Source organism: uncultured Thalassolituus sp., from assembly GCF_950066645.1.
Taxonomy (GTDB): Bacteria; Pseudomonadota; Gammaproteobacteria; order Pseudomonadales; family Oceanobacteraceae; genus Thalassolituus.
Window position 1 is genome coordinate 58,089 of sequence record NZ_CATMFB010000012.1, and the last position, 13,417, is coordinate 71,505.

At 52.3% G+C, this 13,417-nt stretch carries 16 protein-coding genes; 5 read left to right on the forward strand and 11 right to left on the reverse strand.

The annotated features are described in order from the left end of the window. Positions 1-30: 30 nt before the first annotated feature. The 6 genes from Q1L85_RS11935 to rpsF all read right to left on the reverse strand — a co-directional run bounded on the left by Q1L85_RS11935 (position 31) and on the right by rpsF (position 3,904). A complete protein-coding gene (locus tag Q1L85_RS11935; RefSeq protein ID WP_300425915.1) occupies positions 31-561 on the reverse strand; it encodes a GNAT family N-acetyltransferase in 531 nt (176 codons plus the stop codon). Next, on the reverse strand, positions 561-1,157 hold the full coding sequence (locus Q1L85_RS11940) for a hypothetical protein (protein ID WP_300425917.1): 597 nt from the start codon (positions 1,155-1,157) through the stop codon (positions 561-563). The genes Q1L85_RS11935 and Q1L85_RS11940 overlap by 1 nt, the downstream gene beginning before the upstream one ends. Positions 1,158-1,162: 5 nt before the next feature. Beyond that, the gene (gene dnaB, locus Q1L85_RS11945) at positions 1,163-2,554 is read right to left on the reverse strand and encodes a replicative DNA helicase (RefSeq protein ID WP_300425919.1); all 1,392 of its coding nucleotides are present in this window, start codon (positions 2,552-2,554) and stop codon (positions 1,163-1,165) included. Between the two features lie 114 nt (positions 2,555-2,668). Next, the gene (gene rplI, locus Q1L85_RS11950; protein ID WP_300425920.1) at positions 2,669-3,115 is read right to left on the reverse strand and encodes a 50S ribosomal protein L9; all 447 of its coding nucleotides are present in this window, start codon (positions 3,113-3,115) and stop codon (positions 2,669-2,671) included. 115 nt (positions 3,116-3,230) lie between these two features. Beyond that, entirely contained in the window at positions 3,231-3,461 is a 231-nt protein-coding gene (gene rpsR / locus Q1L85_RS11955; RefSeq protein WP_094059612.1) for a 30S ribosomal protein S18, read from the reverse strand. A gap of 14 nt (positions 3,462-3,475) precedes the next feature. After that, complete coding sequence (gene rpsF / locus Q1L85_RS11960) at positions 3,476-3,904, reverse strand: 30S ribosomal protein S6 (protein WP_300425925.1); 429 nt, start codon at positions 3,902-3,904, stop codon at positions 3,476-3,478. A gap of 560 nt (positions 3,905-4,464) precedes the next feature. On the opposite strand from rpsF, the gene Q1L85_RS11965 reads away from it, so the two are divergent. The 4 genes from Q1L85_RS11965 (at position 4,465) to Q1L85_RS11980 (ending at position 5,979) form a co-directional block, all read left to right on the forward strand. Beyond that, positions 4,465-4,725, forward strand: coding sequence for a hypothetical protein (locus Q1L85_RS11965; RefSeq protein WP_300425927.1), 261 nt, complete (start codon positions 4,465-4,467; stop codon positions 4,723-4,725). Beyond that, positions 4,718-5,086, forward strand: coding sequence for a hypothetical protein (locus Q1L85_RS11970; protein WP_300425930.1), 369 nt, complete (start codon positions 4,718-4,720; stop codon positions 5,084-5,086). The genes Q1L85_RS11965 and Q1L85_RS11970 overlap by 8 nt, the downstream gene beginning before the upstream one ends. 102 nt (positions 5,087-5,188) lie before the next feature. Beyond that, positions 5,189-5,605, forward strand: a complete 417-nt coding sequence (locus Q1L85_RS11975; protein WP_300425932.1) for a hypothetical protein — start codon at positions 5,189-5,191, stop codon at positions 5,603-5,605. Then, positions 5,602-5,979, forward strand: coding sequence for a hypothetical protein (locus tag Q1L85_RS11980; RefSeq protein WP_300425934.1), 378 nt, complete (start codon positions 5,602-5,604; stop codon positions 5,977-5,979). The genes Q1L85_RS11975 and Q1L85_RS11980 overlap by 4 nt, the downstream gene beginning before the upstream one ends. 27 nt (positions 5,980-6,006) lie before the next feature. On the opposite strand, the gene Q1L85_RS11985 is transcribed toward Q1L85_RS11980, so the two are convergent. From Q1L85_RS11985 to Q1L85_RS11995, 3 genes are all read right to left on the reverse strand, one after another. Further along, entirely contained in the window at positions 6,007-8,772 is a 2,766-nt protein-coding gene (locus tag Q1L85_RS11985; protein ID WP_300433225.1) for an ExeM/NucH family extracellular endonuclease, read from the reverse strand. A 117-nt stretch (positions 8,773-8,889) separates the two neighbouring features. After that, positions 8,890-9,384, reverse strand: a complete 495-nt coding sequence (locus Q1L85_RS11990) for an NUDIX domain-containing protein (RefSeq protein ID WP_300426431.1) — start codon at positions 9,382-9,384, stop codon at positions 8,890-8,892. Beyond that, on the reverse strand, positions 9,381-10,361 hold the full coding sequence (locus Q1L85_RS11995) for a GTP-binding protein (protein ID WP_300426432.1): 981 nt from the start codon (positions 10,359-10,361) through the stop codon (positions 9,381-9,383). Before Q1L85_RS11995 ends, Q1L85_RS11990 begins: the two co-directional genes overlap by 4 nt. Positions 10,362-10,468: 107 nt before the next feature. Between Q1L85_RS11995 and Q1L85_RS12000 the strand changes: the two genes are divergently transcribed. Beyond that, positions 10,469-11,287 carry an inositol monophosphatase family protein gene (locus tag Q1L85_RS12000; protein WP_300433227.1) on the forward strand — a complete coding sequence of 273 codons (819 nt, stop codon included), beginning with the start codon at positions 10,469-10,471 and terminating at the stop codon, positions 11,285-11,287. Here Q1L85_RS12000 and Q1L85_RS12005 read toward each other — a convergent pair. After that, the gene (locus tag Q1L85_RS12005) at positions 11,259-12,068 is read right to left on the reverse strand and encodes a lipase secretion chaperone (protein ID WP_300426434.1); all 810 of its coding nucleotides are present in this window, start codon (positions 12,066-12,068) and stop codon (positions 11,259-11,261) included. The two genes, Q1L85_RS12000 and Q1L85_RS12005, sit on opposite strands and share 29 nt — an antisense overlap. A gap of 225 nt (positions 12,069-12,293) precedes the next feature. Further along, complete coding sequence (locus Q1L85_RS12010) at positions 12,294-13,229, reverse strand: triacylglycerol lipase (protein WP_300426436.1); 936 nt, start codon at positions 13,227-13,229, stop codon at positions 12,294-12,296. Between the last annotated feature and the right edge of the window lie 188 nt (positions 13,230-13,417).

A 13,417-nucleotide genomic window follows, 5' to 3' on the forward strand; every position in this document is an offset into this window, starting at 1 on the left:
GCGATAAAAAAGGCCGCATCGCGGCCTTTTTTATTTCTGGGAAATAATGGAATACACATCCAGATGGATATCATCACCACCGTATTCAAATTGCGACGGCAAAGTTCCCTCGGCATCAAAACCGAGCGCACTCAGGATGTCTTTCTGCTCTGCATGTCCGGAGCGCACTCTGACTTCCAGTCGATGCAAGCGGAGCTCGGTAAAAATAAAATCAATAATTGCCGGAATAAATTCCTGAATTGCCTGTTGATCGCAGGCCGGAGCAAACTCCCACTGGAGCTGTGCATTCAGCATCATCCAATTGATGTGCTGAACACCTACACGGGCAATCAATTCACCTGTCGATTCCTTTTCGATCAACCAGAAAGCAGCCTCCCGCGTTTCAAAGCGCATCGCGATCCGGCGCAGCTCATCAGTAGCCTGGGTTTCCACAGCCAGTGCCAGTCGTGGAATATGATCACTGACTGACTGCTGACGAAGAAGATTAAAGAGTGCAGCACCGTCTGTCTCTGACACAGGCAGACGAATAAGAAAATTATCGGTTACGAAATTCCAGTTCATCAGTGCTTCACTCCAGCATCCAGATTCTGCCCCGGATTATCATCGTCACCCAGTCGCTTAGGTACCGGCTTCGCTTTATCAGACACATAGTGGTACTGGTGCACATCAGCGAACGTACTGTCGCCAGTGCGCCAGGCGTGCCGCAATACCGCTGCAGGCTGGAAGCCCAATGCCTGAATCGCTGCAGTAATAGAAGGCTTCTGCCCTTCAATCCACTGGTAGCCGAAATTACGGACATGGTATTTGCTCTGCAGAAATTCGATACACACAGACAACGCCGCAGTACGATGCTCGTCACTGAGTGATGGCAGGCCGTCGACACGCATCATGATCCGCAGGTGCGAAGGCTGCCAGTCGAAGCCACTGACCATACCCTGTATTTCGCCACCCACTTCAATGGCCCACATCATACCCCGCTGAGTGGCCGCCATCTGTACGCTGTAGTCGACCATACGAGTCAGGTGCTCTTTGTTATCGAGTGGTCGCTGCCCGGGAATTTCCGGGTGTTGATACAACTCATAAAGTGCGTCGATATCGTCATAGTGCAGAGGCTTGACTCTGCCACCCTCGAAACTAATTTCTGGAGTAAATTTCATTCAGATCAGTACTCATCATCTCCGCCCTCGTAGCCGTGGGCGAGATTTTCAAATCGTGTGTATTTACCGATAAAGGCAAGACGGTCGATACCAATAGGGCCGTTACGGTGTTTACCGGTAATAATTTCCGCAATGCCCTTATCCGGAGAATCTTCGTTATAAACCTCATCCCGGTAAATAAACTGAATAATATCGGCGTCCTGCTCGATCGCGCCCGATTCACGCAGGTCAGAGTTTACCGGGCGTTTGTTCGGTCGCTGCTCAAGCGAGCGGTTAAGCTGAGACAGTGCCACCATAGGGCAGTTGAATTCTTTAGCGATGATCTTCAGTGTCCGCGAAATCTCCGAGATTTCCTGTGTACGACCTTCCGATGGACCAGAAACCCGCATCAGCTGAAGGTAATCGACCATGATCAGTGCCAGGTCGTTGTTGTTCTCACGATACACTTTGCGCGCACGGGCACGCATTTCCTGAGGTGTCAGCGCCGCAGTGTCATCAATATAAAGCGGCAGATCCTTGAGCAGGTTGACCGCCGCCGAGAGCTTAGGCCAGTCTTCATCGATTAATTTACCGGAGCGGATCCGGGTCTGATCGATTTTGCCGATGGAGGACAGCATCCGCATCACAATAGATTCAGACGGCATCTCAAGGCTGAATACCAGCACCGGACGCTTGGTGGCCAGCAGCGCATTCTCGACCAGATTCATCGCGTAGGTCGTTTTACCCATGGAAGGACGGGCAGCGACGATGACCAGGTCAGCTTTCTGGAGACCCGACGTACGATTGTCGATTTCGGTGAAGCCCGTGGTAAGACCCGTCAGACCTTCAGGCTGATTGAACATCTGGTCGAGCTGTTCGAGTGTATTCTTAAGGATAGGGGCCACCAGCTCAGGGCCGCCATCTTTCCGGCTGCCTTCCGCAATCTGAGCAATGGACTTTTCGGCATCAGAGATCAGCGTCAGTGCATCATCTCCTGCCGGTTCGAACGCCCGTTCGATGATATCGGAGGCGGCTTCAATCAGGCGACGCTGCTGCGAGCGCTCAGCGACAATCGTAGCGTAAGCAGCGCAGTTCTCGATGGAGGGGGTCATATCGACCAGACGACTGAGATACGCCGCACCGCCGGCTTTTTCCAGCTGAGCCCGCTCTTCCAGTTCCTCGGCAACCGTCACCACGTCAACGGGTTGCTCCTGGTCTACGAGATGACGGATTGCCCGGAAAATGATCCGGTGGTCCTGGCGGTAAAAATCGACATCGAGTACGGTTTCAGCAACCGATTCCCATGCACGGTCATCCAGCATCAGTGAACCCAGGACAGATTGCTCCGCCTCTACTGAATGGGGGGGAACCCGTACGCTACCAGTCTCTTCTGCTCCGTGGCTGTAGTCGTCGCTCATGTTTTCCTGATCCGAAAATAATTAAGGCACTATCAGTGGGAACCAATAGTGCCTTAAACAGGAGTTATGAACCAGTTTGGCTCAGACTCCGGACTGATCAACTGTCGTCAGTGCTTATTCAGCAACAACGTGCAGTGTCAGAGTCGCTTCTACTTCAGGGTGCAGGCGAATAGCGATGTCGTATTCACCAACCTGACGCAGTGGGCCTTCTGGCAGCAGAACTTCAGCTTTTGCCAGAGTCACGCCAGCAGCAGTAGCCAGCTCAGCAACATCACGGTTACCCAGAGAGCCGAACAGCTTGCCTTCGTCACCCGCTTTAACTGCTGCAGACAGTTCCAGAGCATCGATCTGCTCTTTACGTGCCTGAGCGTCAGCCAGCTTAGCAGCAGCCTGAGCTTCCAGCTCAGCGCGACGAGCTTCGAACTGCTCAACGTTTGCTTTGGTCGCAGGTACAGCCTTGCCCTGTGGGAACAGGAAGTTACGAGCGTAACCAGGACGTACAGTAACCTGTTGGCCCAGTGAGCCCAGGTTTGCGATTTTTTCCAGCAGAATGATTTGCATAATGATTCCTCATTACAGGGCCACCCGCCTGAGCCGGCAGCCGTGTCTTTTTGTCACGCCAGTCAATCACCGGCGCTACGAAAATTAGTAATGGATACAGTACGGACCGTATCTATTAATTGTCGTGCTGATCAGTGTATGGCAGCAGTGCGATGTAGCGCGCACGCTTGATCGCAGTAGACAGCTGACGCTGATACTTAGCACGGGTACCAGTGATACGGCTTGGTACGATTTTGCCAGTTTCAGTGATGTAGCCTTTCAGTGTGTCCAGATCTTTGTAATCGATCTCAGAAACACCTTCAGCAGTGAAACGGCAGAACTTACGACGACGGAAAAAACGTGCCATGACTAAATCCCCTATTACTCAGCGTTGTCTTCAGCAGACTGTTCTTCAGTCTCATCTTCATCGTTAGCATTGTCTGCTTTAGCTTCTGCTTCAGCGCGCTCTGCACGACGACGGTCTTCACGGCTTTCAGCAGCCTTGATTGGAGACATTTCAGTAACAGCCTCATCACGACGGATCACCATGTTACGCAGAACAGCATCGTTGTAACGGAAGTTGGTGGTCAGCTCGTCGAGAGCTTCCTGAGTACATTCAACGTTCATCAGGATGTAGTGTGCTTTATGCACGTCGTTGATCGGGTATGCCAGGTGACGGCGGCCCCAATCTTCGAAGCGGTTGATTTTACCGCCAGCGGATTCGATGGTGTTGGTGTAACGCTCAACCATCGCAGGAACCTGTTCGCTCTGATCCGGGTGAACCAGGAAAACGATTTCGTAGTGACGCATTGTCAGCTCCTTATGGGTATTCAGCCTTCCGGCCCATCCGGTAAGGCAAGGAGTTCGCCTAAGCACAGCTTTGACGAAGGGCGGGCATTCTACAAGAAAGTCCAGGCATGTTCAAACTATGATCACATCTGCCTTCTCTGGCGAATTGTGAACAACTTCTATGATAAATCGTGTTTTTTCACAGATTCTGTGGATAACTCTGTGAGTAGTCTGGAGTTAAGTGTTTCATACGCCCGTTTGATGGGGGCTGAGATAAACTGATCAGAAACAGAACAGTCACATCAAAAACAGAAAAAGTCTTTATTTTTCAATGATTAATTCAAAAGCATCGTGATTTCTTATGCACCTGTCAGATTTATGACCCTTATCCTGAAGGGCCGGCAGAGCGCGGAGATTCTGACGTTTCTGATTGTGGGTAGTTTCAGTGGATAACCACACACCCTGTGGATATTTCTGTGCATAGCCCTGTGAGAATGCAGTATTTACGGGGCTTATCGGGGAGTGAAGAAGTTCAGAAGGCGCTCTGCTATGCTTGCGTCAGGAAAATGACGAGATCAACGATGTCTCTTAAGACCTGGATAAATCAACGGGCCATGCACGAGCGACGCTACCTCACCCGCTTTGCGATTGGTGCCACCCTGTTCTTCGGGGGCGCCGGCGGAATGCTGTACGCCGAGCACCTGATTCTGCCGTCACTGCAACAGGAGATCGTCGCCCTGATTGCATTACTCATCTCAGGCGCAGGTGCTCTTGCTGCAGCGAGCGGGTATATTATGCTGCTTCTTATCCGGATATTCAGAGCCCCGCCCCGACATGACTGAGCGCTTCCCCGACCTCGAAATCTATCTGCTGAAACCCGACATCAAGGCCGTCGGCGAGTGGCTGACCTCCCTGTTCTCTGATCTGGAGGCACTGGTTCATAGCGAAAGTCGCTGCCACTGGCGTGCAGGGACAATGGATATCTTCCTCAACGACAAAGCAGAGAAAAACTTTGCCAGCCTCTGGTTCCGCAGCAACAACACAGCGTGGAATAACGATCTCGAGCTGGGCCGTGCAGCATTCGCCGCGTTAGGCTGCGAAGTCCGCTGCAGTGACAGTAGCTGGCAGGAAGGTGAGGAAGAAAGCCCGGATGAGGGCTGGGTCAAGATAAACCGCAACGGCGAAAAGCCCTGTCACTGGTAAGCTATCAATTTCTCTTGCGTGATAGTAAAAATCAAACACCCTCATAGTTGTTTTTGATAATCATTCTCATTAATGTATTCTTCTGACTGGAGGATACATGCAATGCGACATATCACAGTACCTGAAAAGGCGATTCTAAGCGCATCGCGCCTGTCGATTGCGCACGAGCACATGGACCGTTTTGACTCACTGGATAATATGATCCGCAACTACCATGGCGAGCAGTTGCGCAGTGACCTGCTGAACGATTTTATTGATACCGGTCTTGAACTGGCAACGGACGCAGGAAATAAAGGACTGTCCCGTCTGCAAGAAAGCTGGCTACGGCGGATCTATACCACCCTGCGGGACTCCGGAATTAATTCTGAACTTCCAGCGCACTGGCGCCAGGCATGCCTGGAATCACTCTATCAGCCATTTTTTGCGCTACAGCATATTTACCAGAGCCGCCGCGACGGACGTTATGCCCTACGCTACCTGAGCCGGGAAATGCAGGTAATTTCAGGATACCTGCTATGAAAGCCCCGTCAGGCAAATGCGGCAACTGTGCATACCTGCTGAGCAGTGGAAAATGCCCGCTGGCAAATATGGAAGCGCTGGAAAAAAAATTTCCGCAGCTGGCGTTTCAGCACCTCGATACATACAGTTGTCACAGCGATGAGTTGTGCGGTGCGGGAGATGTTTTTCTGATGTTACGGGCCGAGGAAATTATTGGCATTGAAGACTGCTGGTTAGAAAATTCGCCTCTTCAGCAAGGCCTGAGCCTGAATAAACGCCGCATTTTTATCGATTTTGTACAGAACGAAAAAATGGATACTCCCGACTGGCAGCTACTCTTTGATAGCTTTACCAGCCGGGGAGCGGAAGTTATTCCGTTAACAGAAACCGTCTGAATCCACAGACGGTTTTTTTAATTGGGATCAGACATTAAACCAACGGCTGAAAAGGTTAATCAGCCAGTTAATCACGTCTGACCACACCTGACGACGGCTATCTTCAATCTGCACCTGCGCTGTGATGACTGACTGGCCATCGCTGATTTCGATCAGCAGAGTCAGTGGCAACTGATTCATCAGATCGCGATCGGAATATACCTGCACCAGACCACCTTCAGTTACCTGAGCCGGAGCAGATGAATTCATTAATGTATACGCCAGCTCATCGTTGTCTGCATCATCGAAGTAAGGTGTCAGATCAAGCTGGTAGCTCTGATTTCTTCGGGAAATTCCTATCGCAGGAATGTCCTCAACCTGCACTGGCGCAGTATTTTCTGGCACCATTTTCAGGCCAACAACAATAGGATCGTGATCGGACGAGCGGTAGGCATCCGGCTGTGCGTAATGATCGACGGAACTGTATGGCTGGCCATTTTCTTCCGTCAGATAATCCATTAATGAATCTTCTACAGAGTTAATGTGCCAGGCGTCCACACTGACGACATCCGCAGTCAGATCACTGCTTGCCAGTGCATGATCAAGGCTGCCGAGCAGACCACTGAAGCTGTAGCTGAAGGGCTGTGCTTCTGTCGATGCCGGCGAGTATTTAAGGTTCGAAAAACCGGCGGCATAGAAGACCTGCATCGGATCCTCCTGACTGTAGGCATTCAGATCCCCCAGCACCATCACCCGCCCATCATCTGCCAGATACCCGACCAGAGCCTGAGCGGCACGGGTGCGGTTGTTATTACAGTTACCCTGACCGTCTGCGCCTTCGTTTTCTTCGCCGCACGCCGAGCCCTTAGATTTAAGATGATTAACCGCGAGAGTAATCTCAGAACCGTTGACGGCAAATGTCTGAATTAATGCAGGGCGGTTACGGGTGTCATCAAACAGAGGTTCGCCCTGCTCATCCAACGGAGAGTTATCAGAACTAAGCACCCGCGCCTGCCCCACTGGGGTGACTCGTTCTGCGCGGTATATAAGCCCGACCGCAATCTCATCACTGCCCAGCATCTCAGCCGCAGGAACCACCACACTGTATTCGTCCCCTGGCAGCTGCTGCGCGTTCAGCTCAGCGACCAACTGACGGATAGCACTGGACTCGCCATAACCGTCATTTTCGATTTCCATCAGACCAATCACATCGGCATTGATCGCCGTCAGTGCAGCAACAATTTTGGCGCCCTGCATTTCAAGAGCATCAGCCGTCGGTGCTCCGCGGGAAGTAGGAAAGCCACCTCCCATGCCATCACCATTAAAGTAATTGAGTACATTCATCCCAGCGATCACCAGGTCAGCGTCCACCGCAACCTGTGGCGACAAGGTGCGCGGATTGACCGGATCAATCGTTATTTCTGCAGGAATAACCATGAAGTTATTGCGGTAGGCGTGCATCACGCCTGACAACTGCGCGACTTCATCACCGATACGGAGAGGGTTGTCGGCGCGCAGGCCGGTTTCGTCCGGGAACGGAATAAACTCCGGATACGATGCCGATACGCCATCATCTATCAATAACGCATCCAGAGTGCGCTGTGCATTCGCTGCGAGCGCCACCTCAGACCCCGGCAGAGCGATTTCTGTACCCTGAAAATGCAGACGTGATGACACAACAAACTGACCGTAATTTCCCAGTCCGTATCCTGTGCCGTAGAGGTCGCTGATCACCAGAGGAGCGGTCGCGTGAACACGCATACCTTCGAGCGCTTCCCATTCGGTCAGTGAAGTAACCGGCAGAGACAGAGGTGTGCTTTCTGGCAGAGCCTGATTCTGCGCACACACAATATAATCCGCTACCTGACTGAGCTGGGTGACCTGATTATATTCACTGACGTTCGCCATCAGTCGCACGCGGTCACCGACGCTCACATTGCTGCGGTAGTCGTAAACAAAAATACCTTCTGAGGTCATGTCATCGTTATCGACTTCATGGTCCGCCTGCTGCAGCCAATAACCACTGTACTGATATGAGCTGTCACCATTTGCAAGCGGGCCGCCCTGAAGGTCCGCTACAACGACGGCTTCGACCACCTGTAATGAGCCAAGCAAGGGCGATGCATCGGCATTCACATCAAGGATATTCCCCTGAATGGCATGAATGCCGGTTGCCGGGTCACCGCAACTGCCGATCAGCGGTTCAGGAACGATATCGCAGGCATTAGCTCCACCGGGTGTGGGCGCCGCTGCGCTCCAGCCATTTGTCTCCCGCGCACCACCACTGCAACGCTGCAGCGACTGAGTGTCCTTCGCCGAATTCATATCTTCGTTCAGCTGGGGCTCCCCAGTCGAGAGAAGGGGCAGCAGACCGGTATCGTCACTGTCGTTTGTATCGTAGACAACCGCATCAATCAGGTTTTCTGTTGTTACCGCCGTGCCGTTCGGAAACGCAGTCGCTGACGCCCGGTAAAGTGCAACGGCATCTGCGCCGTTCTGAATCAGATTACTGTCAGGAGACACATCAAGATCACACCCAGCCACCTGAGCTGCGTCGCCGCACACCACGAAATAACCGTCATCACCAGTCTCGTAACCATCAAGCGACAGTGAAAAATAGCTGCTGTCGTTGCTGCCGTTAAAGAACACCAGCGACAGTCCTGTCAGTGACTCAACACCAGAACCACCGTTGTACAGCTCGATAAATTCAGCGACGTCGGTAGAGGGGGTATCCGCATCGGATTCATTAATCAGGATATCTGCCTGGGCAGCACCTGAAGCCAGCAACGCCAGCCATAACGCGCGAGGAGACATAAAGCACCATTAATTGTCTGAGAAATTTTCAGGTGCTCTATTCAGCATGAAAGGAATGTCAGTGATGCGGCAGTTTTCTTACGTTTCTGTGCCGTAATTATTACAGCTTTAATGAGTTTACCGCTGAGCTAACCAACGCTCGACGATTTTTCCTGTCGCCGTATTCCATCCACGTAATTTTTCTGTGGGAATAATTTTATAGCTATCGAGTTCATTCTGATCAAGGGTGATCGCGCCCTGCGCCTTAACGTGAAAGCCAATAATCAGCTGATTGTAATCGTGGCCATTCACTCCCTTACCATCAAACAATTCAAAACCGATAAAGGTTGCCCCGGTGGCCGAAAGCCCCAGTTCTTCTTCTGTTTCACGCAGGGCGCAGATTTCCGGAGTTTCGCCGCGCTCGAGAAAGCCGGTAATAATACTGAACATACCCGGCGGCCAGAGCTTATTGTGCGCCAGCACCACCCCTTCAGGAGTTTCAACAACGACGGCGACCACTGGGGTCGGGTTATCCCAGAAAACAAAACCGCAGGAAACCGCACAGGCTTTGCGTTCTTCACCGTCAATTATGCGGATTTCAATGTCCGCCTGACACTGGGGGCAGTATTTCATCCGTTAGTCTCCAGGCATTGGAATAAAGTATCTTGCAGGGTCTGGTGGTCGGGAGGTGTCGCGCTGATAATTTCCAGACGACTTTCTTCCAGCGCCCGGGTAGGCATTTCTGACAACACCCCCTCCCGCCAGTTAAACACATAATAGCCTTCCGTCGTACGCAGCAGTCCTTTCGCCCGCTCAACATCCAGCAGATCAAACCAGTGGCGCAGCCTGTTGAGATTGAATATCTGATCACCCGCCAATAACCAGCCGACTGAAAAATGCCCTTCGCCGTGCCCTTCAAACCGATGGAAACGCTCCCCGGGAGCGAGCGCAACGGGGGCGGTTTCTTCACGGCTGTGATGGTGATGGCCGGTATGATCCTGCAACGTCAGCCGCAAGGGGTCTGCAGGCAACGACAGCAGACTGATATCGAGCTTGCCATAGGTGGTGCGGATAACCGCCACTTTCGGCGGGACAGACGCCTCTGCCAGATCAGTAAAGCGCTTGAGGTCTTCCTCCGGACAGGCATCGGTTTTATTGGCGACCAGCACATCAGACAGCTGTATCTGATCTATAAAGGTATCATTACTGGTGTAGCGTGGCTGGCTGAGGTGACGGGGATCGATCAGACACAGGTTTGCCCCCGGCTCGAGCAGATCCCGGTAATGCTCGTTGCGCAGTGTTTCAAGCACCTTACGTGGGTGACCCAGACCCGTCGGCTCGATCAGGATGACATCGGGCTTTTCCCGGGCAATTAACATGTTCAGCCCCATCTGAAAGGGCAGGCCCGACACGCAGCAGAGACACCCTCCCGGTACTTCCCGTACAACAGCACCACTGGCCGTGAGAATCGCACCGTCGACACCGACCTCGCCAAACTCGTTAACCAACACCGCCCACTTCTGCCCTGCCGGAACCTGAGTCAGTAAGTCGAGAATGGCAGTTGTTTTTCCGGTACCGAGAAATCCGGTAATCAGATGAACCCGTATCATGGCGATGTATCCTGAACCTAATGTAATAGTGTAACACTAATATCACTGGCATCGCTTCGGGGGCAATCGCATAATCCGACAACCCACTGTTTAACGGACCGGTTGCCATGCACGAGACCAATTTACTGACACTGGCGATGCGTCTCGCATCGCAGGCAGGAGAACTGATCGCGAGCCAGCGTCAGGCCCTTAGCGTCTCCTTTAAAGACGGTACAGAGCTGGTCACGCAGGCCGACGTTGCCGCCGACCGGCTGATTACTGAAGGCATTCTGACTATCTATCCGGATCATCAGATACTGTCAGAAGAACTGAATCCAGAGCAGGCAACCGATGCCGAGCACCTGTGGATTATTGCCCCCATCGACGGCACCGTTAACTTCGCCCACAAGCATCCTCAGGTCGCGGTGTCTATCGCTTATTACCACAAGGGCAAGGCCAGGCTCGGAGTTGTTCACAACCCGTTTCTGCAGGAAACCTTTCATGCGCAGGCAGGCAAAGGCGCCCGCCTGAACGACCAGCCGATCCGTGTATCAGGAAAAGAAGAACTGAAGCGAGCGCTGGTCGCAACTGGCTTTCCATACGTTAAAGACGAGCTGCCGCTGTTAATGAATCGCCTTCATACCGTCCTACAGAATTGTGCCGACGTCCGACGTCTGGGATCAGCAGCACTGGACATCTGCTGGCTCGCCTGCGGTCGGCTGGACGTGTATTACGAAAGTGTTAAGCCCTGGGATTTCGCCGCAGCGCAATTGATTGCCCGCGAAGCAGGAGCCATCACCGGACACATACACCCATTGCCCGCCGGTGCAAACCCAGAGCTGTGTGGTGACAATCTGCTGATGTCGACCCCCGCGCTGTTTAAGCCACTACAGGCTCTACTCCAGCAGGCAGATCAGCTTACTTCAAAGCAAGCTGCGACTGCCTGACCTGCAGAGCAGCATCCAGGCGCGCAGACTCGGCGGAGGAGAAGTTTTCTGCACGGAAAGCGGTAAGGCGGGCCTCATCGGCGCCTGCATCAATCAGTGACTGATAATGATCAAGCTTCTGGTGCCAGAGCTGTCTCGTCTGATCCAGTAACGCGAGGCGTACTGCTGCGTCAGCCCCGAACTGTTCTTCACGAAGAGTCTGCAACAACACGGGGTCATCGCCCGCTTCCTGACGTAAGGCCTGCAACTGAGCAGCCATACCTGACTGTTCACGTTTCACCTTAAGGGTCGTGGGCAAAGCCTCGTCCGCTGCCGCAAGCTCCTCACCGGAAGCACCCGACTGCACAAGAGCCATACGTTTCAGCGTAAAACGGTCCATCGCCTCTTCATCGGCAAAAAATGCAGCCACCACGTCATCGCTGAAATGCAGTCGTCGCACCTGCGTAATCCATTCCATACGTGCATTCAGACTGGCAAGGTCACTGCCCTGGATCTTACGCGCGGTAATTTCATCATAGTCATCGATATCACGCCGATAGCTGAGATAACTGCCGAGGATTTCTAAAGCTTCGGCATTTGCTGGCGCCGGAAGCGAACGCATCCGGGATTCCATATACGCAACAATGTCTTCCAATGATTTTTCACCGACGGCACTCAGATAAAAATCCATCCAACGCCTGAGCGACCGGTTAATCAACAGGCGGCCATTCATTACCACCAGATCACCATCTTCGTCAGCCCCGCGGAATGTCGCCATCTCTGCAGGATTGAATCCCGCCACTGAACGAATTTCCTGCGGAATTTCTGTGGTGTGTCCGGGCGCAAATTGAGGTTTTTCCGAAAGTATTATCTCGGGCGTCGTTATTAACGATTTTCCGAAATATAAAGCACAGCCTGAAACTACCGAAAAAACAATGCCAGTGAAGGTAATACGCATTTAATTATCCTCCGCAGAAATACAGAAATACCGCGCTGACCACGCATGGTCAGCGCGGAGAGCAAGCGATTAAAGGCCTGCGTTTTTCAGACGATTGGCATGCGTACGAAACACCGCCAGAGGATCAGTTTCCTGAAGGTCATGAATGCCCAGCAGCTGATTCACTTCATCAAGGTGGTTCATAACGAAATCATTGCGGACGACCATCCCGAGGTTACTGGTACATGGGTCAACAAAACCATCGTTCGCCACACCCTCCGGGAAGAACTGCGAGAACGTCAGCGTAATCAGATCGAGAGGATCAACACCACGCGTTGTCGGCACGGCACCTGCCCAGGAATAGTAACGGACGCCATTATATTCATAATCACCTTCACCACAGGCCGTATCCGGGATACCACCGGGGTGAGCAGCATTAAATACCAGTGAAGCTTCTGTCGTCATGGAACGTACAGAATCCACCGGAGCCAGTTCTTTATCGTTACCGGACGCCAATGCAACAAAGTGTGAAATGCCGGAAATAAAGAGTTCGAATGCATTCCCGAACAATTCGGAATTATCCGACCATTCAATCAGAGTATCTGCGACCACAGTCCCTTTATTCACACCCGACACAGACGTGACGGAAGCAATAATATCCGGGCGGACAGAACCTGCATAACGGGTTGTTGGGCCGCCATGGCTGTGACCAATCAGGTTGACTTTCTCTGCGCCGGTGACGGCCAGAATCTCTTCAACCTGTTCGATAACCTGCTCACCCCGGACTTCAGGGAAGTTCGTATTCGACACAGTAATAACGTAAACCTCTGCACCATCTTCCTGCAGGGTTTCGGGGATTTTGTACCAGTAGTCTACGCCCACCAGCTGATCAAATCCGAGAAAACCGTGAACCAGCACAATCGGATAACGGGTTTCGGTATACCCGGTTTCCGGTGTGTCTGACATCGCTACTGCTTCTGCGGAAATACCTAAGGCCAGTGCTGTTGCCAGCATGGTTTTTTTCATGATATTCGCCTCGTGTTTATTTTTATTTGGGGGCGCTCTGGCCAGAGCTGACACGAGTATAAGGAGGAGATGGCCGCCCAGAATGGCTTATCCGGACAAGGACGGATTAATCCGTGCACAGTAACAAAACTCCTACACTGCACACGGATTAATCAGGACAGACTCACTCTTTGGAGTGAGATGCTGGT